The sequence below is a fragment of the Streptomyces yangpuensis genome (assembly GCF_024666385.1).
GTDB classification, from domain to species: Bacteria; Actinomycetota; Actinomycetes; order Streptomycetales; family Streptomycetaceae; genus Streptomyces; species Streptomyces yangpuensis.
Genome location: NZ_CP102514.1, coordinates 4429090 through 4448864, shown reverse-complemented (window position 1 = coordinate 4448864; position 19775 = coordinate 4429090). Strand labels below are relative to the sequence as shown.

Genomic DNA, 19775 nt, shown 5'->3' with positions numbered 1-19775 from the left:
TTACTTCTCGACGATCGCGAGCACGTCGCGAGCCGAGAGGACGAGGTACTCCTCGCCGCTGTACTTCACTTCGGTGCCGCCGTACTTGCTGTACAGCACGATGTCGCCGACGGTGACGTCCAGCGGGAGACGCTGGCCGTCCTCGAAGCGACCCGGGCCGACCGCGAGGACGACGCCCTCCTGGGGCTTCTCCTTCGCGGTGTCCGGGATGACCAGGCCGGAGGCCGTGGTCTGCTCGGCGTCGAGCGGCTGGACCACAATGCGGTCCTCAAGCGGCTTGATGGCAACCTTGGAGCTGGCGGTCGTCACTGTCCGACCTCCCCCTTCGGAGATCCGGGGTTAACTGTCTGAGGTGGCGACCAGGTCGATCCGTCGTCGCGGGTGCCGGACCTGCCTGTCGCTGTGTTGGCACTCACCTGGGGTGAGTGCCAGGTGCGAGACTATTCCGGCGATTAGCACTCGGTCAAGCGGAGTGCCAATTCCCGGCCGCCGGGCGTTGCGCGGACGCGCGGATCCGGCCACGGAAATCCCGCACGCACGCCGGCTCGGGATCACTACTGTCCCGGACATGACCAGGACAAACTCCGGCGTGCGGTGGATACACGCCATCCCGATCGCGATCGGCCTCGCCGTCGGGATCTTCATGTGGCACGCGGCCGTGCCGCGGCTCATCACGCAGCTGACGGGCGTGGACGGCGCGTTCACCGCGGAGCGGTGCGTGTGGGGGGAGCCCGGCTCCGCGGGGGACCGCACACTGACGTGCGCGGGGTCCTTCACCGCCGCCGACGGATCGTTCACCCTTCCCGGCATCGGGATCTACGGCGACTTCGACGACCGCCCGGCGGCGCCGGTGGCGGCCCGCGTCAGCGGGCCGGGGGCCGACCACGCGGTGCAGATGAGCCTGCTCACCTCCCTGGCGCCGATCGGCCTGGGGCTGACCGCGTTCGCCTTCCCGGCCTGGGCGCTGACCGCGGCCACCCGCGACGCCCTGACCCGCCGCCGCACGGGGCGGCCGACGTAACGGTTCCCCGGCGGGGCTGCGCCGCCCGGCTCCCCGTACCGCCGGAGGGGGACGGAACCTCGGGGAGGACATCAACGTCGTAGATGATATGAAGATAAAGCGCCTCATTGCAGAGCAGATCGGACCCAAGGCTTCCGCAAGCCCCGGCGCGCCGAGCGCCTCGGCCGGTGCGGCCGGCGCTGCGCCGGGGGCGCGTGAGGCGTCACCCCCGCCCTCTTCCCCGCCCTCTTCCCCGCCCTCTTCCCCGCCCTCCCCGCCCTCCCCGTCCACCCCCCAGGACGGCGGCGGCATCCCGTGCGTGGACTGAGGCCCCTGACGACGGCGGGCGCCCGCCGTCGCACCGAGGCGCTGCTCCTCGCCTTCGTCATCGCCATCGCCGTCTTCGGGCACGCCGCCGCGGGCCTCGCCATGAACGGCGTGCTCCCGCCCAACCTCGCCTACTTCACCATCAGCATGACGCTGCTGTCACTGGTGGGGCACCTGGGCGTGCGCCGCTTCGCCGCCTACGCGGACCCGCTGGTCTTCCCGCTGGCCATGCTGCTGACCGGGCTGGGGCTCGTACTGATCCACCGGCTCGACCAGGGCTACATCGAGCGGTGGAACTCGGACGCGAACGCCCCGGGCCAGCTGCTGTGGACGGTGGTCGGCGTCGCCGCCTGCATCGCGGTACTGGCCCTGCTGCGCGACCACCGGCTGCTCCAGCGGTTCATCTACATCACGATGGCGGTCGCGCTGGTGCTGCTGATCGCGCCGGCGTTCTTCGGCGCGGACACGTACGGGGCCAAGCGGTGGATCATCCTCTTCGGGTTCTCGATCCAGCCCGGCGAGTTCGTGAAGATCATGATCGCGATCTTCTTCGCCGGCTACCTGGTCGTCCACCGGGACTCCCTCGCCCTGACGGGCCGGAAGTTCCTCGGCATGCGGCTGCCCCCGATGCGCCAGCTCGGACCCATCATCACGGTGTGGATCCTCTCGATGCTGGTGCTGGTCTTCGAGCGCGACCTGGGCACGTCGCTGATCTTCTTCGGCGTCTTCGTGGTGATGCTGTACGTCGCCACCGAGCGCACCAGCTGGATCGTGTGCGGCGTCCTCATGGCCGCGGCGGGCGCGTTCGTGGTCGGCTCGACGGAACCGCACGTCAAGGCGCGCGTGGCGGCCTGGCTGAACCCGCTCTCCGTCTACTGGGACACCCCTCCCCCGGGCATCACCTCGGACCAGTCGGCGCAGGCGCTGTTCAGCTTCGGGACGGGCGGCATGTCCGGGACCGGCCTCGGGCAGGGACACCCCGAGCTGATCAAGTTCGCCGGGCGCAGCGACTTCATCCTCACGACGGTGGGCGAGGAGCTCGGCCTGGCCGGGGTGATGGCCGTACTGATCCTCTACGCGCTGCTCGTGCAGCGCGGGCTGCGGATGGCGCTCGGCGCCCGCGACCCCTTCGGCAAGCTGCTGGCGGTGGGCCTGGCCTCGGCGCTGGCGCTCCAGGTCTTCGTGGTCGCCGGAGGCGTCACGGGCCTGATCCCCCTGACGGGCAAGGCCCTGCCCTTCCTGGCGAAGGGCGGCTCGTCCCTCCTGGCCAACTGGATCATGATCGCCCTCCTCCTCCGCATCAGCGACAGCGCGGAACGCCAACGCGAGGCGGACACCAGAGGCCCGGCAGAAACGACGATCACGCCGGCGGTACGGGCGTAGGGGGCGGGGCGGGGCCGGGGCCGGGGGCGCGTACGGGGGCGAGGCTGGGGGCGAGGCCGCGTACGGGGGCCACGCTCGGGCGGCGCCTCCACCCCCGGGACCCGGCCCTCCGGGTGCAGCGCGGTCGGGGCGTGGCGGGAGCCGACGGGGTGGTGTGGGGACGGGATCCCCTCGGGCGGCATCAGAGCCGCGTATGGGGGTTTCCCGGCAGTCCCATCGTCTCTCCGTGTCGTGCCGGCCCGTCAAGGGCGCTCCTTCGTCGCGTCGCTTCGCGATGTCGCTGCGCTCCACCCTTGACCGACCGTCCCGCCCCGGAAATCCGAAAGACCGCCGGGAAACCCCCAAAAGGACGGGCCGGGGGGAGTAAACACACAGACGAGGCGGTGCCCTGCCCGGGCGAAGCCCGGAGCGCCCCCAATCGCTACGCGCTCCTGCCGGAAGGCGTCTGCAAGCCTCTTGGGCTGGGAATAGGCCGCCACAGATCGCTACGCGCTTCCCGATCACGCGTCCGCAGACCGTCCGGGGCCGGTCATAGGCCGCAGGGCCGGGTGTACTTCACGTGGACGGCACCCGAGGGCTGACAGGGGGAGGGAAAGCGACGGATGGCGGCTGTAACTAGGCTGACCGCATGACGATTCGCGCTGTGGTTTTCGACGTCGGCGAGTGCCTCGTGGACGAAACCAGGGAATACGGCACATGGGCCGACTGGCTGGGAGTCCCCCGTCATACCTTCGCAGCCATGTTCGGCGCCGTCATCGCGCAAGGACGCGACTACCGCGAAGTGTTCCAGCCCTTCAAGCCCGGCTTCGATCTGACAGTCGAGCGCGAGGCCCGCGCCGCGGCAGGTCAGCCCGAACACTTCGACGAGGGCGATCTCTATCCGGACGTCAGGCCGGCCCTCGCGGCGCTCCGCGAGGCAGGCCTCTGGCTGGGTATCGCGGGTAACCAGACGGTGCGTGCCGGTGGGATCCTCCGCTCGGTGTTCGCCGAGGACGTCGATCTCATCGGGACGTCCGACGACTGGGGCGCCAGCAAGCCGGATCCCGAGTTCTTCATCCGCGTGGCGAAGGTCGTTCCGTTCGCCCCGGAAGAGATCCTCTACGTGGGTGATCGCGTCGACAATGATCTCCGTCCAGGCTCCGCCGCAGGCATGCACACCGCCCTCATCCGCCGTGGCCCGTGGGCAACGATCCAGTGGAACAGCCCTGAGGCGCTGGAACTGCCGACGTTCCGGGTCGAATCGCTCGAAGAACTGCCGACCCGGATCGCACACTTCAATTCGTCAGAGCACTGACCACCGAGCCCCATGCGTAGAGACGGTCGTCGAGTTCGCGGACGCACCGCTCCTGCTGCCAGGGTACGAGCGCGCGCCTGACCTCACGGACGCGTTCCAGTCCGGTCGCGTACCAGTGCACTTCGAGCAGCTCCAGTGCGCGGATCGCGAACTCTGCGGCAGCCTCCGGCTTGCCTGCGGCAGCTTCGACCGCGCCCAGGTCACCGAGGATCACGGTTCGCTGCTTGTCAGAATCGGCAGGCAGCTCTGCCAGGGCATGGAGCAGTGTTTCCCGGGCTTGCGGCAGCCGCCCGGCCTTGAGCTCGGTATTGCCCTTGAACGCGGCCAGTCTCACGGCGGAGAACCAGTCCATCCACTCCGGGCTCGCATGCTCGCCTCCGTCAGCGAGCACGCCCTCGCCGTGGGCGATCAGGTTGAGCGCGGTTCGCGTGTTGCCGCAGCGGGTCTCGGACGAGCCCCACCCCTCGTGGCGTCTGGAGTCTCGACCGCCCAGACAGTCCGAGCATCGGCTTCGCCGCAGTGCACCAGCCCAGCGCCGAACTTCTGGCTCGCGCGCAGGCGGGCTTCGAGCGCTTCACCTCTGCCGGCGAGGTCGAGAGCGATGAGTGAGCCGTACGAATACGTTCCGCATCGGCTCCTGCGCCGCCGTGTCCGCGACATCGCTTCCGGCGTCGAGGGTGAACTGATGGCCGTGATCAACGAGAACGTCTCGGACACTGGAGTCGAACGCTGGGTGGAGCTGGCCTACATCCGTGGTGCGTCCGGGCGGGAGTTCACCACCTCGGCCGCCAACGTTGAGCCCGCACACTGATGGGCATTAACCCCTATCCCCCACTGGCGCCGAGCGCCAGCACCGTGAGGGAGAGTCCCGCGTAGATGACACCGACCAGCACCACTCCTTTGAGACCCGAGGCGAGGTCGATCCCGAACGACGCCCCGGCCGGCACCACCCGCTCGGGACATTCCGGCAGATACCGCACGGGCACGATGTCACCGACGGCATAGGGCACATGAGCCACCATCTCGGTGCGCACCTCTCGTCCCTCCGGCGTCCGAAATCCCAGGATCAGCCGCCGCTGGCTGGTGGTGTAACCGTCCGAGGAGCGGTTGTGCACCACATATGCCTCCAGACAACGGGCCTCCGCCAGGGCCCCCTCCCTCATGGTTCTTCGGTTCACCAGTGCCGCGCGCACCATGGAGACCAGTCCCACAACCCCCACAGCGGCAACCAGCAGCCCGAGCAGCACCGAGCCCGGTCCGTACGTCGCACCCAGAGCAAGCATCCGCATCCCTCACTGAAGTCCCAACCCGCACCTCTGTGCACGGGAACGGCCCCAGTGAAGATGCACCGTCAAGATCAGAGGTTCCACGCCCGTCCATTGGTAGCCGCGCGCGATCCTGCACGGAGCCACAAGGCGCAGCCCAAAAGGCGCGCTACGCGCTCCTCCGAAAACGCGTCCGCCCCCAGTTGGGGCCGATCGGGGCAATCCATCGGCTCAGCCGAACTCAATCCCCGTCAGGGTCACTGTGAGATCCAATCCGCACGCCCAGACAGGGGCAATTGGGGCGAATTGGCCGCTCTTTGAGGCGCCTACCCTCCCAGCCCCGGATCGACTTCGCCTCAGCCGTCATCTGACGGATTTCCCACCCGACACCCCGCAGGCGCCCTCCGCGATGGATGAAGGAAGGTATCTGCGGCTTCTGGCCAGCCCCGGGTGGTCTGCGGGCGCGTGATCGAGAAGCGCGTAGCGATCGATGGCGGCCTATTCCCAGCCCAAGAGGGTGGCAGACGCCGTCGGGCAGGAGCGCGTAGCGAATTTGGGCGCTCTATGACCAGCCCAAGAGGCCCGCAGACGCCGTCCGACAGGAGCGCGTAGCGATTTGGGGCGTACCGGGCTTCGCCCGCGCAGGGCACCGCCCCTTAGGTGTCTTGCTCCCCCCGGCCCGTCCTTTTGGGGGTTTCCCGGCAGTCTTTCGGATTTCCGGGGCGGGACGGTCGGTCAAGGGGGGCCGAAGGCCCTCGCGAAGCGACGCGACGAAGGAGCGCCCTTGACGGACCGGCACGACACGGAGAGACGATGGGACTGACGGAAAACCCCCATACGCGGCTCTGATGCCGCCCGAGCAGCTCCCGCCCCCATACCACCGCCCCGCCGCCCCTACAGGTAGTCCTCCAGGCGGCCGATCTTGTAGCCCTGCTCCTGGATGCGCTGGAGCATGCGGGTCGTCATCTGGACTTCCGTCGCGCCCTTGAGTTCGGACGGGCCGCGGAAGTGGGCCAGGATGATGTCGCCGGGCTGGAGGGCGGAGCCCTGGGCGTACTGGAAGTTGTTGATCTGCATCGACACCTTCCACAGCAGGATGGACGAGACTCCGCACTCCGAGGCGGCCCGGAGGGTGTCGTCGTTGTAGTTGCCGAAGGGTGGGCGGAAGAGCGGCGGGCGCTGGCCGAAGCGCTTCTCCAGTTTGTCCTGCTGGCCGCATATCTCCTTCTTCTGCGCCTCGAAGGAGAGGGTCCTCAGGTTCGGGTGGGTCAGCGTGTGGTTGTTCACCGTGCTCGCCGAGCCGTTGTCGCGGAGCCTCTCGAAGTGCCCGTAATCCGACGAGGCCACGCTGTCCGTCAGGAACATGCTGATCGGCAGCTTGAGGTCGGCCGCCATCTTCAGGAACTCGGGGTCCTTCTCCGCGCCGTCGTCGAAGGTCAGGAAGACTATTTTCTCCCCGGCCGGCACGGGTATTCGGTCTATCACCGGGACCTTGCCCGGGGACGCCTTCGGGATCTGCGGCTTCTGCGTGGGCTTCGGCGCGTACTGGACCGGGGCCGTCAGGCCCCATTTCTTGTACGCCTCGTCCGACGCGCCCCCCTGCGCGGGCGCCGGCGAGGACCCGGGCGCGGCCGATGACCCAGACGCCGACCCAGACGCCGACCCAGGCGGCGATGCGGACGCCGACGGCGTCTGCGACGGCTCGTGCGTCGTCCTGCGGCCCAGTCGTTCGATGGGCTCCACGCTCTCCCCGCACCCCGTCAGGGAGAGCGCGAGCGCGCCGGCCGCCAGCGTTCCGGCTACCAACCGGCGCGCATACCTCACAAGTAGTCCTCCAGGCGGGCCACGGCATACCCCTTGTCCGTGACGGTCTTCATGACATGACGGATCATGTCAGGCATCGTGCCCTTCCAGTCCTCCTTACCCCGGAAGTGCGTGAGGATGATGTCACCGGGGTGCAGGTCGCGGTCCCACTCGCGGTAGTCCATGCGGTTCGTGAACGCCTCCGCGTTCCACAGCGGAACGGCCTTGATGCCGCAGGACTTCGCCGCCTTGAGGGTGTCGTCGTTGTAGTTGCCGTACGGCGGCCGGAAGAGGGTCGGACGCTTGCCGAAGGTCTTCTGGATGGTGTCCTGCTGGCCGCAGATCTCCTCGCGCTGCTGCTCGTAGGACAGCCCGGGCATGTAGCGGTGGTTGAGGGTGTGGTTGTTCAGGGTGACGCCCGCGGCCTGCATCTGCTTGAAGTACGGGTAGTTGTCCTTCACCAGGTAGTCGCTGAGGAAGGCCGTGTACGGGATCTTCAGCTCCTGCATCATCTTCAGGAACTCGGGATCCTTCTCCGAGCCGTCGTCGATGGTCAGGAAGACGACCTTGTCCTCGGTCGGGACGGTGGTGAAGACCGGGGGGAGTTCGTCCTCCTCGTGGTTCCACACCTCGAAGCCGTCGCGCGTCTCGATCGCCGGCTTCTCCTTCGGCGCCGGGGGCGCGGCGAGCGGGACCTTGCGCAGTCCCCACTTCTTCGCCGCGGCGACGCGCGCCTGCTGCAGCGCCTTCGCCTTCTCGGCCGCACTGAGCGCGCCAGGAGCGCCTGCCTCCGCGCCCTTGCCGGCCTTCGTCTTCTCGCCCTTGTCCGGGGCGCCCGACTGCCCCGAGCCGCACGCCGTGCCGAGGGCGGCTACCAGCAGGGCGGCCGCGGCCACCCCGAACCGGCCGCGCGGACCCGCCGCGCGCCGGTGACCCAGTTGCGTCTTATCTTCCCTTTGTCCGACTAGCTGCATAGCAGCGCATCCTGGCACCCGACACGCGGGCTTCCGGGACGACACCGCGCACCGGGGTGCGACGTTCCTCCGGCCGGCCCACACGACCGGCCCGCACACCCCGTCCGCACCCCGTCGCCGACAATGGAGGTGTGACCCCCGAAGACTTCGCCGCCCTCCTCACCCCCGAGGGCAGCGCCCTCCTCGACTCGCTCCGCGACTACGACCCCGCCCAGGAGCTGGCCGTCGCCACCCGGCTGCGCCGCGAGCACCCCGCAGGGCTGGTCTCGGCGGCCCTCGGGCAGGCCCGGCTGCGGCAGCGCGCGGTGGCGAAGTTCGGGGCCGAGGACGCCTTCCGGATGTACTTCACCCCCGGCGGCGGCGAGATGGCCACCCGCGCGTCCGTGGCCTCGTACCGGGCCGAACGGCTCGCGGCCCTCGGCGTACGCAGCGTCGCGGACCTGTGCTGCGGCATCGGCGGCGACGCCCTCGCCCTGGCCCGCCTCGGCATCCGGGTGCTCGCGGTGGACCACGACCCGCTGACGGCGGCCGTCGCGCGCGCCAACGCCGAGGCGCTGGGGCTGGCGGATCTGATCGAGGTCCGGGAGGCCGACGTGACGGAGGTGGACACCTCCGGCCACGATGCGGTCTTCATCGACCCGGCCCGGCGCGGGGGCCGCGGACGGATCTTCGATCCGGAGTCCTACTCACCGCCGCTGTCGTGGGCCGTGGAGAGGGCCCGTGCGGCGCGGTACGCCGCCATCAAGATCGCCCCCGGGATCCCGCACGAGGCGGTCCCGGCGGAGGCCGAGGCCGAGTGGATCTCCGATCAGGGGGACGTCAAGGAGGCCGTGCTCTGGTTCGGCACGGCCCCCGGGACCGTGCGCGCCACCCTGCTCCCCGGGCCGCGCGGGCTGCACACCGCCGATCCGCTGCCCGACCCGGAGGCCGGGCCGGTGGGCCGCTGGCTGTACGAGCCCGACGGCGCCGTGATCCGCGCCCATCTGGTCGCCGATGTCGCCGAGCGGCTGGACGGCCGGCTCATCGATCCGACCATCGCCTACATCACCGCGGACGAGCTGCGGGAGACGCCGTACGCGACGGCGTACGAGATCACCGACGTGCTGCCCTTCGGCCTGAAGAAGCTGAAGGCGCTGCTGCGCGAGCGCGGGGTCGGGATCCTGACCGTGAAGAAGCGCGGCTCGGCCATCGAGCCCGAGGAGCTGCGCAAGAAGGTCAAGCCGCAGGGCCCGAACTCGGCGACCGTGTTCCTGACCCGGGTGGCGGGCTCCCCCTCGATGCTGATCGGTGCCCCGGCCGTGCCGCCTGCCGGGCCGCCCGAGGCGACGCCCGGGCAGTGACGGGCCGCCTGCCGGGCCGCCCGAGGCGACACCCGGGCAGTGACGGGCCCCGCCGGGAGGCCGTCCGCCCGGCTGATCCCCGCCGACGGCGCGCCGCCGGCTACGCCCCGTCCGTCTCCACCGACTCGAACCGCCAGCGGTGCACCGCGCGCGTGATCAGGTCGGCGGCCGGTTCGGGCAGTTCGGGCAGGTCCGCCGCGATGCCCTCGGCCGCCTCCCACCAGGTGATGACGAGTACCCGGTCCTGTGGGGCCCGCAGCACCTCGCGGCGCACCGGTTCCCGGGCCAGGATCTGGGCCCGGGCCCACTCCAGCAGTTCGTTGCCCCGGCCGTCGGCGGCCCGGGCCTCCCACATCAGCGCGACGGTGCTCACGAGTACAGGTTGTCCTTGCTCAGCTCGTGCACGTGGTCGTGGTCGTGCCCGTGACCGTGCTCCTGACCGGCACCGTGCGAGTGACCGTGCTCCTGACCGGCACCGTGCGCGTGGCCGTGGCCCTCACCGTGCTCGTGCGACGTGCCCGGCACGTGCGGGTCCGTGACCGGCAGCGAGGAGTCCGCCGACAGGTCCCAGTCCGAGGCCGGACGGTTCCGCCTGACCATCTCCGCGCCGAGGGCCGCCACCATCGCGCCGTTGTCCGTGCACAGCTTCGGCCGCGGCACGCGCAGGGTGATCCCCGCGGCGTCGCAGCGCTCCTGGGCGAGCGAACGCAGCCGGGAGTTGGCCGCGACACCGCCGCCGATCATGAGGTGGTCGACGCCCTCGTCCTTGCACGCGCGGATCGCCTTGCGCGTCAGCACGTCCACGACGGCCTCCTGGAAGGACGCCGCCACGTCGCGCACCGGCACCTCCTCGCCCGCGTTCCGCTTCGCCTCGATCCAGCGGGCGACGGCCGTCTTCAGCCCGGAGAAGGAGAAGTCGTACGCGGGGTCGCGCGAGCCCGTCAGGCCGCGCGGGAAGTTGATCGCCTTCGGGTCGCCCTCCTTCGCGAGCCGGTCGATGACCGGGCCGCCGGGGAAGCCCAGCTGCAGCACGCGCGCGATCTTGTCGAAGGCCTCGCCCGCGGCGTCGTCGATGGTCGCGCCGAGCGGCCGTACGTCGGAGGTGATGTCGGGGGCCAGCAGCAGCGAGGAGTGGCCGCCGGACACCAGGAGCGCCATGGTCGGCTCGGGTAGCGGCCCGTGCTCCAGCTGGTCCACGCAGATGTGCGAGGCCAGGTGGTTGACGCCGTACAGGGGCTTGCCCAGTGCGTAGGCGTAGGCCTTGGCGGCGGAGGTGCCCACCAGCAGCGCCCCGGCGAGGCCGGGTCCGGCCGTGACGGCGATGCCGTCGAGGTCGCGGGCGCTGACGCCGGCCTCCTTCAGGGCGCGTTCGATGGTGGGGACCATCGCCTCCAGGTGGGCCCGCGAGGCCACCTCGGGCACGACGCCGCCGAAGCGGGCGTGCTCGTCGACGCTCGACGCGATGGCGTCCGCGAGGAGGGTGGTGCCGCGGACGACGCCGACGCCGGTCTCGTCGCAGGACGTCTCGATGCCGAGGACGAGCGGTTCGTCAGCCATTGCTCTCACTGCTCTCAGTTCGTGCTTGTGCGGGGTCGGTCAGGCGCATGACGAGCGCGTCGACGTTGCCCGGCTGGTAGTAGCCGCGCCGGAAGCCGATGGGCTCGAAGCCGAAGCGCTCGTAGAGCTTCTGGGCGCGGGTGTTGTCCACGCGCACCTCCAGCAGCACCTCGGCGCACTCGAACGCGGTGGCGGCGCGCAGCAGGTCGGTCAGGAGCCGGGCGCCGAGCCCGGTCCCCCACTGGTCGCGGGCGGCCGCGATGGTCTGTACGTCGGCCAGGTCACCGGCGGCGGCCAGCCCGGCGTAGCCGACGAGGCGGCCGTCGGCCGTCTCGGCGACGACGTAGCGGCGGGTGGCCTGCGGGCCGCGCGCGTGGGCCAGTTCGGACCAGAACATCCCGGCGGACCAGGCGTCCTCGGGGAAGAGGTCGTGTTCCAGTTCCAGCACGGGTGCGATGTCCCACCAGCGCATCTCGCGCAGAACCGTCTCGGCCGTGGTCACTGCGGGGTGACCACCTTGTAGTTCTTGGGGACCTGCGCGTCGGGGCGGCGCAGGTAGAGGGGGGTCGGCGGGAGGAACTCCGCGCCCGCGGCGAGTCGTTCCGCCGCGAGGGAGGCCAGTGCGGCGGCCGACTGGTGCTCGGGGGCCCGGGCGTCGGGGAACACCTCGGGGTAGAGGAGCGCGCCCTGGCCGACCGCGGGCAGGCCGGCGACCTGTTCGGCGATCTCCGCCGGGCGGTCCACGGCGGGCTCGCCGACGCGGGTGCGCGGGTCCTCGTAGCGGGCCCAGTAGACCTCCTTGCGCCGCGCGTCGGTGGCGACGGTGAAGGGGCCTTCGATCCCGGCGGTGCCCGCGGCGTAGGCGAGGCCGTCGAGCGTGCACAGGCCGTGGACGGGCACGCCCAGCACGGCGGCGAAGGTGGAGGCGGTGACGAGCCCGACGCGCAGTCCGGTGTAGGGGCCGGGGCCGACGCCGACGACGATGCCGGTGACGGCGTCGAGCTTCAGCCCGGCCTCGGCGAGGACGCGGTCCACGGAGGGGATGAGCAGCTCCCCGTGGCGGCGGGCGTCGACCTGGCCGGACTCGGCGAGGACGGCCTCGCCGTCGTGCAGGGCGACGGTGACGGCGGGCGTGGCGGTATCTACAGCGAGCAAGAGCACGCGAACAGCCTACGACTCCGGCGGCCGCACCCCTTGCGCCCGGTCGTGGAGCGGGGCGGCTGCTACCTTTCGACGGAGAGATCACGAGGGATCACGTCAGCGCGGAGAGGTGGAGCAAGGTGGCACGCAGCAGCTCGGGAATCGTGGCCGGGCTCACCGCCGCGGCGATCGCCGCCGTCGGTTTCCTCGGCTACCAGGCATCCGCGACGGCGCCGGCGCATCCCCCGAAGGCGGCCGCGCAGGAGCCGGCTCCGGCGGCGAGCCCGGCGGCCGCGGGCAAGCAGGACCCGGCGAAGCCGGTGCCCGTTCCGGAGGGTTCCGGCACGGGTGTGCGCGTCGTGTACTCGGTGGGCCAGAAGCGGGTGTGGCTGGTGGGGGACGCCGCGCAGCAGCCGCAGCAGCAGCAGCCGAAGTCGTTCCCGGTGGTGCCGAGCACGGTGCACCCGAAGCCGGGCACCTACGTCGTCGGTTCGCGTTCGGGCTCGGTGACGGGCTCGGACGGGGTGCCGATCGAGCACGTGGTCCGGTTCGCCACCCAGGAGGGCGTGGCGGTCGGTTTCAGTGCCCGGGTGGACGGCACGACCCCGGAGCCCGACCCGAACAAGAAGACCGGAGGCATCCGGATGACGCGCGCGGACGGCGATGCGATGTGGGCCTTCGCGACGATCAGTTCCAAGGTCGTCGTCATTCCCTGACGGGACGCCCTTGCTTCACCCGTACGGGCGACCGGCCGAGGCCGGACGTGCGACGGGGGCCTTCAGGCCGCTTCGGATTCCGGAGCGGCCTGTTCGCGTACGGCCCCGTCGGGCTCGCCCTCGCGCGGTGTGCGCTGTTCGCGCGAGGGCGGCGTGGAGACGGCGTTGGCGGCGATGCCGGCGGCCAGCAGTGCGTGCATGGAGACGGCGGACGGGCGGGGGTGGCGCTGTGCTCCTGCTGGTGCCGACATGGCTGCCTCCTGGACCCCGGGACGCCGTACTTAGGCATGCCTAAGAAACTCTCGGTACCATGTCATCACGAGGGCCGCCGCCAACGCAATATCTTGCCGACGAGTTGTCGGCACGTTTACTGCGAGACCGCTCCGGCCAGGGCGTCCAGCCCCGCCCCGGCGTTCCAGCGCGCTCCCACGCCGTGCACCGAGACCTCGCGCACGTCGTCCAGGACCTCCTCGTGGCCGACGGCCCGCGCGATCACCACGTGCAGCCTGTCGTCGGACAGCTCCTCGACCTTGCCGTCGCCCCACTCGACGACGACCACCGACTCGGGCAGCGAGACGTCGAGGTCCAGGTCCTCCATCTCCTCCAGCCCGCCGCCCAGGCGGTACGCGTCCACGTGCACCAGCGCCGGACCGCCGGTCAGGGAGGGGTGCACCCGGGCGATCACGAAGGTCGGGGAGGTCACGGCCCCGCGCACGCCCAGGCCCTCGCCCAGGCCGCGGGTCAGCGTGGTCTTGCCCGCGCCCAGTTCGCCGGTCAGCAGGACGAGGTCGCCGGGGCGGAGCAGGCCGGCGATCCGGCGGCCCAGCTCCTGCATCGCCTGGGGGGAGTCAACGGTGATCCGGGTCTGCGTGCCGTGCCCGGACTCAGCTGCCGGTGCCTGGCTGCGCTGTGCTTCCAGCGGTACTTCTTCCATGCACGCCAACGTTAGTCGCTACCGGGACCGCCACCGCTCCGGTGCGGGCCAGCAGCTCGGTGAGCAGCCGGGTCACGGTCTCGGGGCGCTCCAGCATCATCAGGTGCCCGGTGGACTCCAGGACGGCGAGCTCGGCGGCGGGCAGCAGGTCCTTGATGGCCTCGCTGTGCCCGGGCGGGGTGATCATGTCCTTGTCCCCGGCGACCACGGTGACCGGGATGCCGGCGAACTGCTGGAGCGCGGCGCTCTTGTCGTGGGTCTGGAAGGCCGGGTAGAACTCGGCGACGACGTCGATCGGGGTGGCCTCGATGAGCCGTTCCGCGAAGCGGGCGACGCCCGGGTCCACGTCCCGCGAGCCGAACGAGTACATCTTGATCATGCCGGCGAAGAGGTCCGCGGTGGCCCGGCGGCCCTTCTCGACCAGCTCCACCTGCGATCCGAGCGCCTTCAGCACGCCCGGCAGGATCCTGCGCACGGCGCCCATGCCGACTGCGGGGAGCCCGTACGTCACCTCGGCGAGCCGGCCGCTGGAGGTGCCGACCAGGGCGACGCCGACGACGCGGTCGCGCACGAGGTCGGGGTACTGCTCGGCGAATCCCATGATGGTCATTCCGCCCATCGAGTGACCCACCAGGATCAGCGGGCCTTCGGGCGCGGCCGCGTCGATGACGGCCTTGAGGTCCCGGCCGAGCTGCTCGATGGTCAGCGGTTCGCCGTCCGCCTGGGCCAGGCCGCGCGCGCTGCGGCCGTGGCTGCGCTGGTCCCAGTAGACGGCGCGGACCACCCCGCGCAGGGCCGCCCGCTGGAAGTGCCAGGAGTCCTGGGACAGGCAGTAGCCGTGGCAGAAGACGACGGTGGCCCGGGGTTCGGGCTTGCGAAGCAGCCGGCGCCGCTTGCCGTCCTCGGGGAGTTCGTCGACCTCGTAGTGGAGCTCGGTGGCGTCCTCGGCCCGGCAGGTCCCCTCGGTGCCGCGCAGGGAGCCGTAGTCCCCGGCGGCGTCGAGGGCCAGGCGGGCCTTCCTGCGCATGCCGCGCCCGACGGTGATCCGCTCGACCGCGACACCGGCCGCCGCGCCCGCGGCTATCACGCCGATGGCGGCGCCGGCCCAGCCGGCCCTGCGCCAGTTCTCGCTCACGCCGCCGCCCTCACTCCGCTCAGCCGCCCAGGTACACCCGGGGCACACGTCCACCGATACGGGTGACGATCTCATACGCGATCGTGTGCGCGGCCTGTGCCCAGTCCTCGGCGGAGGGTTCACCGCGCTCCGGGTCCCCGAAGATGACGACCTCGTCGCCGACGCGGGCCGGGTCTCCCTCCAGGTCGACCACGAACTGGTCCATGGCGACGCGTCCGGCGACGTGGCGCACCGTGCCGCCGACGAGCACCGGGCCTGCGCCCGACGCGTGGCGCGGGATGCCGTCGGCGTAGCCGGCCGGGACCAGCGCGAGGGTGGTCTCGCCGCCGGTGACGTAGTGGTGGCCGTAGCTGACGCCGTGTCCGGCGGGGACGGTCTTGACCAGTGCGAGGGACGCCTTGAGGGTCATGGCGGGCCGCAGGCCGAGCTGGGCGGGGGTGCCGAGCTCGGGGGCGGGCGAGACGCCGTAGACGGCGAGGCCGGGGCGCACCAGGTCGAAGTGCGACTCGGGGAGGGTGAGGGTGGCGGGCGAGTTGGCCATGTGCCGGACCTCGGGGTCGATCCCCTCCTTCTCCGCGTGGGCGAGCATCTCCCGGAAGGCGTCGAGCTGGAGCCGGATCGAGGGGTGGCCGGGCTCGTCGGCGCAGGCGAAGTGCGACCAGACGCCGGTGACCTTGACGGTGCCCTCGGCCTGGGCGGCGACGGCCGCGCCGACGAGGGCCTCCCAGTCGGCGGGCTGACAGCCGTTGCGGCCGAGGCCGGTGTCGGCCTTGAGCTGGATACGTGCGGTGCGGCCGGCCGCGCGTGCGGCCTCGCGCACCTCGTCCAGGGCCCACATCCCGCTGACGGAGACGTCCAGGTCGGCCTCGACGGCCTCCCGCCAGGGCCCGCCGGGGGTCCAGAGCCAGCACAGGATGCGGCCTTCGATGCCGGCGGCGCGCAGCGCGAGGGCCTCGTCGGGGGTGGCGGTGCCGAGCCAGGCGGCGCCGGCCTCCCGGGCGGCCCTGGCGCACTCCACTGCCCCGTGCCCGTAGGCGTTCGCCTTGACGACGGCCATCAGCTCGGACCGGGGCGCCCGCTCGCGCAGTGCGCGCACGTTCTCCCGGACGGCGTCAAGATCGATCTCGGCGTACACGCGCGTCGGTGTCTCGTTCATCGCCCACAGTCTCTCAGAACCCCCGCCGGTCCCTGGTGCGGGCGCCCGAAGAGGCGGACCTTTCTCCGTTTCCCCGGGTCCGCACGGACCCGCAGGTCAGGGGTGGGTGGTGTCCCGCCAGGCGGCGGGGAGGGCCTCGGCGACCTGGTGGGCCAGCAGAGGGCCGCCGGTGCGGCGGGCCGCCAGGCCGTGCAGGTACGCGCCCACCGAGCCGGCGTCCGCCCCGGACAGCCCGCCCGCCAGCAGGGACCCGGCCAGCCCGGACAGCACGTCCCCGCTGCCCGCGGTCGCCAGCCACGGCGTGCCCGTCGGGTTCACGCGGACCGCGCGGACGCCGCCCGAGGCGACCAGCGTCGTCGACCCCTTCAGCAGCACCGCGGCCCCGTACCGCTCCGCCAGCCGCCGTACGGCCGCCAGCCGGCCCGCCTCCACCGACTCCCGCGACACCCCGAGCAGCGCCGCCGCCTCGCCCGCGTGCGGGGTCAGCAGGGTGGGGGCGGTGCGTGCGCGCAGCACCGCCGGGTCCAGGCCGCGCAGCCCGTCCGCGTCGACCAGGACCGCCGCGTCGCCCGCCAGGACGTCGGCGACCTCACCGGCACGCCCCTCCCCCAACCCCGGGCCGATCACCCACGCCTGGACCCGGCCGGGCCCGATCAGCGTCTCGGGGTAGCGCGCCAGGACGGAGTCCGCGGCCGGGCCGACGTAGCGGACCGCGCCCGCGCCGCCGCGGAGGGCCCCGGCGACGGCCAGCACGGCCGCTCCCGGGTACTGCGCCGATCCGGCGACGATCCCGACGACGCCGCGCCGGTACTTGTCGCTCGACGCCGTCGGCTCCGGCAGCAGCCCCGCCACGTCCGCGTGCTGGAGGGCCTCCACCTCGGGCTCCGGCAGTTCCAGCCCGATGTCCACGAGGTGCACCGCGCCCGCCCGGGAGGCGCCGGGGTCGATCAGCAGACCCGGTTTGTACGCGCCGAAGGTCACCGTCACGTCGGCGGTGACGGCCGGGCCCGCCACCTCCCCGGTGTCGGCGTCCACACCGCTGGGCAGGTCCACGGCGACCACGGGGACGCCCGGCGGGATCCGCTCCGCGAGCGCGGCGCCCGCGGGCCGCAGCCCGCCCCGCCCGCCGATCCCGAGCAGGCCGTCCACCACCAGGTCCGCCCGCTGGGGTACGGCCTGCGCCACCCGCCCGCCGGCGGCCCGCAGCGCCGCCAGCCCGCCCGCGTGCATCCGTTCGGGGTCCATCGGCACGGCCGTCACCCCCGCCCCGCGGCGGGCCAGCCGCGCGCCGGCGTACAGGGCGTCGCCGCCGTTGTCGCCGGGGCCGACGAGCAGCACGACCCGGGACCCGTAGACCCGGCCGCGCCGCCGTGCGAGCAGGCCGGCGCACACGGCGGCCAGACCGGCCGCTGCCCGCAGCATCAGGGCGCCCTCCGGCAGCCGGGCCATCAGCTCCCGCTCGGCGGCCCGTACGGTCTCCACGCTGTAAGCAGTACGCATGGGTCAACCCTCCGCGATCACCACCGCGGAGGCCACACCGGCGTCGTGGCTCAGCGAGATGTGCCAGGACTTCACGCCCAGTTCCAGCGCCCGTGCCTGCACCGTCCCCGACACGCGCAGCCGCGGCTGCCCGGTGTCCTCCACGTAGACCTCGGCGTCGGTCCACAGCAGACCGGCGGGCGCGCCGAGCGCCTTGGCCAGTGCCTCCTTGGCGGCGAACCGGGCGGCGAGCGAGGCGACACCGCGCCGCTCGCCGCTCGGCAGTGTCAGCTCGGCCTCGACGAACAGCCGTCCGGCGAGGTTCGGCGTGCGCTCCAGCGCCGCGCCGAACCGCTCGATCTCCGCCACATCGATCCCGACGCCGACAATCACAAGGACTTCCCCACTACCCGGCTACTCCACGGTCACGGACTTTGCGAGGTTACGCGGCTGGTCCACCTCGTTGCCGCGGGCCGTGGCCAGCTCGCAGGCGAACACCTGCAACGGCACCGTCGCCACCAGCGGCTGGAGCAGCGTCGGCGTCGCCGGGATGCGGATCAGGTGGTCGGCGTACGGCACGACCGCCTCGTCGCCCTCCTCGGCGATCACGATGGTCCGCGCCCCGCGGGCCCTGATCTCCTGGATGTTCGACACGATCTTGTCGTGGAGCACGGAGCGGCCGCGCGGCGAGGGGACGACCACGACCACCGGCAGGTCCTTCTCGATGAGGGCGATCGGCCCGTGCTTGAGCTCGCCCGCCGCGAAGCCCTCGGCGTGCATGTACGCCAGCTCCTTGAGCTTGAGCGCGCCCTCCAGGGCCACCGGGTAGCCGACGTGCCGGCCGAGGAAGAGCACGGTGTTCTTGTCGGCCAGGGACCGGGCGAGCTCCCGTACCGGCTCCATGGTCTCCAGGACGGTGTCGACGGCGGCGGCGATGTCGGACAGCTCGCGGACCACCGCCTCGATCTCGTCGCCCCACTTGGTGCCGCGGACCTGCCCGAGGTACAGCGCGACGAGGTAGCAGGCCACCAGCTGGGTCAGGAAGGCCTTGGTCGAGGCGACGGCGACCTCGGGGCCGGCGTGCGTGTAGAGCACGGCGTCCGATTCGCGCGGGATCGTCGAGCCGTTCGTGTTGCAGATGGCCAGCACCCTGGCGCCCTGCTCGCGCGCGTGGCGCAGCGCCATCAGGGTGTCCATGGTCTCGCCGGACTGCGAGATCGCGACCACCAACGTCCGCTGGTCCAGGATCGGGTCGCGGTAGCGGAACTCGCTCGCCAGTTCCGTCTCGCAGGGGATGCGGGTCCAGTGTTCGATGGCCAGCTTCGCGATCATGCCGGCGTGGTAGGCCGTACCGCATGCCACGATGACGACCTTGTCGACCTCCCTGAGCACCGAGGCGGGGATGCGCACCTCGTCCAGGGTCAGCGAGCCGCTCGCGTCGATCCTGCCCAGGAGGGTGTCGGCGACGGCCTTCGGCTGCTCGGCGATCTCCTTGAGCATGAAGTAGTCGTATCCCCCCTTCTCGGCCGCGGAGGCGTCCCAGTCCACGTGGTAGGCGCGGACGGAGGCGACCGAACCGTCGAAGTTGGTCACGGTGACGCCTTCGCGGCGGAGTTCGACGACCTGGTCCTGGCCCAGCTCGATCGCGGACCGCGTGTGGGCGATGAAGGCGGCCACGTCCGAGGCGAGGAAGTTCTCCCCTTCGCCGACGCCCACCACCAGGGGGGAGTTGCGGCGCGCGCCGACCACCACGTCCGGTTCGTCGGCGTGCGCGGCGACGAGGGTGAACGCGCCTTCGAGGCGGCGGCACACCTGCCGCATGGCCTCGGCGAGGTCGCCGGTGGCCGAGAACTGCTCGGCCAGCAGGTGTGCGACGACCTCGGTGTCGGTCTCGGACTCCAGGCGGTGTCCCCGCTCGGCGAGTTCGGTCCGGAGCGCGGCGAAGTTCTCGATGATGCCGTTGTGCACGACGGCCACGCGGCCCGCGTTGTCGAGGTGCGGGTGGGCGTTGGTGTCGGTGGGCCCGCCGTGGGTCGCCCACCGGGTGTGCCCGAGTCCCGTGGAACCGGCCGGCAGCGGGTGCGCGACCAGTTCCTTCTCCAGATTGACGAGCTTGCCGGCCTTCTTGGCGGCGGCCAGGCTGCCGTCCGCGAGTACGGCGACCCCTGCCGAGTCGTAGCCGCGGTACTCCAGTCGCTTGAGTCCGGCGATGACCACATCGAGCGCAGACTGCGCTCCCACGTAACCCACAATTCCGCACATAGGGCGCAGC

General features: G+C 71.9%; 21 protein-coding genes and 1 pseudogene. 6 read left to right on the top strand and 16 right to left on the bottom strand.

Annotated elements, in window-relative coordinates; genetic code table 11:
• Window positions 1-309, bottom strand: a complete 309-nt coding sequence (groES, locus tag NRK68_RS20480; protein WP_030011064.1) for a co-chaperone GroES — start codon at window positions 307-309, stop codon at window positions 1-3.
• 259 nt (window positions 310-568) lie between these two features.
• Between groES and NRK68_RS20475 the strand changes: the two genes are divergently transcribed.
• The 3 genes from NRK68_RS20475 to NRK68_RS20465 all read left to right on the top strand — a co-directional run bounded on the left by NRK68_RS20475 (window position 569) and on the right by NRK68_RS20465 (window position 4004).
• Complete coding sequence (locus NRK68_RS20475; protein ID WP_183066922.1) at window positions 569-1021, top strand: hypothetical protein; 453 nt, start codon at window positions 569-571, stop codon at window positions 1019-1021.
• A gap of 294 nt (window positions 1022-1315) precedes the next feature.
• Window positions 1316-2710 carry an FtsW/RodA/SpoVE family cell cycle protein gene (locus NRK68_RS20470; RefSeq protein ID WP_183066923.1) on the top strand — a complete coding sequence of 465 codons (1395 nt, stop codon included), beginning with the start codon at window positions 1316-1318 and terminating at the stop codon, window positions 2708-2710.
• 628 nt (window positions 2711-3338) lie between these two features.
• On the top strand, window positions 3339-4004 hold the full coding sequence (locus NRK68_RS20465) for an HAD family hydrolase (RefSeq protein WP_257856381.1): 666 nt from the start codon (window positions 3339-3341) through the stop codon (window positions 4002-4004).
• On the opposite strand, the pseudogene NRK68_RS20460 reads toward NRK68_RS20465, so the two are convergent.
• Window positions 3985-4452 (bottom strand): annotated as a pseudogene (locus NRK68_RS20460) (NsdA family TPR-like regulatory protein); the annotation flags it as partial. The gene NRK68_RS20465 and the pseudogene NRK68_RS20460 overlap by 20 nt on opposite strands.
• A 153-nt stretch (window positions 4453-4605) precedes the next feature.
• On the opposite strand from NRK68_RS20460, the gene NRK68_RS20455 reads away from it, so the two are divergent.
• Window positions 4606-4815, top strand: coding sequence for a hypothetical protein (locus NRK68_RS20455; protein ID WP_257856380.1), 210 nt, complete (start codon window positions 4606-4608; stop codon window positions 4813-4815).
• Between the two features lie 13 nt (window positions 4816-4828).
• Here NRK68_RS20455 and NRK68_RS20450 read toward each other — a convergent pair whose 3' ends face one another.
• The 3 genes from NRK68_RS20450 to NRK68_RS20440 form a co-directional block, all read right to left on the bottom strand.
• Window positions 4829-5287, bottom strand: coding sequence for a DUF3592 domain-containing protein (locus NRK68_RS20450; RefSeq protein WP_257856379.1), 459 nt, complete (start codon window positions 5285-5287; stop codon window positions 4829-4831).
• Window positions 5288-6163: 876 nt separating this feature from the next.
• Window positions 6164-6754 (bottom strand): polysaccharide deacetylase family protein, encoded by a 591-nt coding sequence (locus NRK68_RS20445; RefSeq protein ID WP_257856377.1) that lies wholly within the window; start codon window positions 6752-6754, stop codon window positions 6164-6166.
• Window positions 6755-7089: 335 nt separating this feature from the next.
• Window positions 7090-8046, bottom strand: a complete 957-nt coding sequence (locus NRK68_RS20440; RefSeq protein WP_373023625.1) for a polysaccharide deacetylase family protein — start codon at window positions 8044-8046, stop codon at window positions 7090-7092.
• Between the two features lie 131 nt (window positions 8047-8177).
• Here NRK68_RS20440 and NRK68_RS20435 point away from each other — a divergent pair, with 131 nt between their 5' ends.
• Window positions 8178-9386 (top strand): class I SAM-dependent methyltransferase, encoded by a 1209-nt coding sequence (locus tag NRK68_RS20435; protein ID WP_257856376.1) that lies wholly within the window; start codon window positions 8178-8180, stop codon window positions 9384-9386.
• 100 nt (window positions 9387-9486) lie between these two features.
• On the opposite strand, the gene NRK68_RS20430 is transcribed toward NRK68_RS20435, so the two are convergent.
• The 4 genes from NRK68_RS20430 to tsaB are packed head-to-tail and all read right to left on the bottom strand — an operon-like array spanning window position 9487 to window position 12104.
• Complete coding sequence (locus NRK68_RS20430; protein ID WP_257856375.1) at window positions 9487-9759, bottom strand: hypothetical protein; 273 nt, start codon at window positions 9757-9759, stop codon at window positions 9487-9489.
• Window positions 9756-10943, bottom strand: coding sequence for a tRNA (adenosine(37)-N6)-threonylcarbamoyltransferase complex transferase subunit TsaD (gene tsaD, locus NRK68_RS20425; protein WP_257856374.1), 1188 nt, complete (start codon window positions 10941-10943; stop codon window positions 9756-9758). The genes NRK68_RS20430 and tsaD overlap by 4 nt, the downstream gene beginning before the upstream one ends.
• Window positions 10936-11415, bottom strand: coding sequence for a ribosomal protein S18-alanine N-acetyltransferase (gene rimI / locus NRK68_RS20420; RefSeq protein ID WP_030653711.1), 480 nt, complete (start codon window positions 11413-11415; stop codon window positions 10936-10938). The genes tsaD and rimI overlap by 8 nt, the downstream gene beginning before the upstream one ends.
• Window positions 11416-11441: 26 nt before the next feature.
• A complete protein-coding gene (tsaB, locus tag NRK68_RS20415; protein WP_046779231.1) occupies window positions 11442-12104 on the bottom strand; it encodes a tRNA (adenosine(37)-N6)-threonylcarbamoyltransferase complex dimerization subunit type 1 TsaB in 663 nt (220 codons plus the stop codon).
• 119 nt (window positions 12105-12223) lie between these two features.
• On the opposite strand from tsaB, the gene NRK68_RS20410 reads away from it, so the two are divergent.
• Window positions 12224-12799 (top strand): hypothetical protein, encoded by a 576-nt coding sequence (locus NRK68_RS20410; RefSeq protein ID WP_257856373.1) that lies wholly within the window; start codon window positions 12224-12226, stop codon window positions 12797-12799.
• Window positions 12800-12861: 62 nt separating this feature from the next.
• Here the strand turns inward: NRK68_RS20410 and NRK68_RS20405 are convergent, their stop codons facing one another.
• From NRK68_RS20405 to glmS, 7 genes are all read right to left on the bottom strand, one after another.
• Window positions 12862-13050: a hypothetical protein gene (locus NRK68_RS20405; protein WP_183066930.1), complete on the bottom strand. Its 189-nt coding sequence runs from the start codon at window positions 13048-13050 to the stop codon at window positions 12862-12864.
• Window positions 13051-13166: 116 nt separating this feature from the next.
• Complete coding sequence (tsaE, locus tag NRK68_RS20400) at window positions 13167-13733, bottom strand: tRNA (adenosine(37)-N6)-threonylcarbamoyltransferase complex ATPase subunit type 1 TsaE (protein ID WP_257856372.1); 567 nt, start codon at window positions 13731-13733, stop codon at window positions 13167-13169.
• Complete coding sequence (locus NRK68_RS20395) at window positions 13684-14943, bottom strand: alpha/beta fold hydrolase (protein ID WP_183066931.1); 1260 nt, start codon at window positions 14941-14943, stop codon at window positions 13684-13686. The genes tsaE and NRK68_RS20395 overlap by 50 nt, the downstream gene beginning before the upstream one ends.
• Entirely contained in the window at window positions 14888-16024 is a 1137-nt protein-coding gene (gene alr / locus NRK68_RS20390) for an alanine racemase (RefSeq protein ID WP_257856370.1), read from the bottom strand. Before alr ends, NRK68_RS20395 begins: the two co-directional genes overlap by 56 nt.
• Window positions 16025-16120: 96 nt before the next feature.
• The gene (locus tag NRK68_RS20385) at window positions 16121-17524 is read right to left on the bottom strand and encodes an NAD(P)H-hydrate epimerase (RefSeq protein ID WP_257856368.1); all 1404 of its coding nucleotides are present in this window, start codon (window positions 17522-17524) and stop codon (window positions 16121-16123) included.
• Window positions 17525-17527: 3 nt separating this feature from the next.
• Entirely contained in the window at window positions 17528-17896 is a 369-nt protein-coding gene (locus tag NRK68_RS20380; protein WP_030959046.1) for a holo-ACP synthase, read from the bottom strand.
• Window positions 17897-17917: 21 nt separating this feature from the next.
• Window positions 17918-19765: a glutamine--fructose-6-phosphate transaminase (isomerizing) gene (gene glmS, locus NRK68_RS20375; RefSeq protein ID WP_183066934.1), complete on the bottom strand. Its 1848-nt coding sequence runs from the start codon at window positions 19763-19765 to the stop codon at window positions 17918-17920.
• Between the last annotated feature and the right edge of the window lie 10 nt (window positions 19766-19775).

Coding starts and splice junctions, on each gene's coding strand:
- NRK68_RS20450 (WP_257856379.1), bottom strand. CDS start 5,287: ATGCTTGCTCTGGGTGCGACGTACGGACCGGGCTCGGTGCTGCTCGGG.
- tsaD (WP_257856374.1), bottom strand. CDS start 10,943: ATGGCTGACGAACCGCTCGTCCTCGGCATCGAGACGTCCTGCGACGAG.
- NRK68_RS20405 (WP_183066930.1), bottom strand. CDS start 13,050: ATGTCGGCACCAGCAGGAGCACAGCGCCACCCCCGCCCGTCCGCCGTC.
- NRK68_RS20395 (WP_183066931.1), bottom strand. CDS start 14,943: ATGAGATCGTCACCCGTATCGGTGGACGTGTGCCCCGGGTGTACCTGG.
- glmS (WP_183066934.1), bottom strand. CDS start 19,765: ATGTGCGGAATTGTGGGTTACGTGGGAGCGCAGTCTGCGCTCGATGTG.
- NRK68_RS20455 (WP_257856380.1), top strand. CDS start 4,606: ATGAGTGAGCCGTACGAATACGTTCCGCATCGGCTCCTGCGCCGCCGT.
- alr (WP_257856370.1), bottom strand. CDS start 16,024: ATGAACGAGACACCGACGCGCGTGTACGCCGAGATCGATCTTGACGCC.
- NRK68_RS20440 (WP_373023625.1), bottom strand. CDS start 8,046: ATGCAGCTAGTCGGACAAAGGGAAGATAAGACGCAACTGGGTCACCGG.
- NRK68_RS20475 (WP_183066922.1), top strand. CDS start 569: ATGACCAGGACAAACTCCGGCGTGCGGTGGATACACGCCATCCCGATC.
- NRK68_RS20385 (WP_257856368.1), bottom strand. CDS start 17,524: ATGCGTACTGCTTACAGCGTGGAGACCGTACGGGCCGCCGAGCGGGAG.
- tsaE (WP_257856372.1), bottom strand. CDS start 13,733: ATGGAAGAAGTACCGCTGGAAGCACAGCGCAGCCAGGCACCGGCAGCT.
- rimI (WP_030653711.1), bottom strand. CDS start 11,415: ATGCGCTGGTGGGACATCGCACCCGTGCTGGAACTGGAACACGACCTC.
- NRK68_RS20465 (WP_257856381.1), top strand. CDS start 3,339: ATGACGATTCGCGCTGTGGTTTTCGACGTCGGCGAGTGCCTCGTGGAC.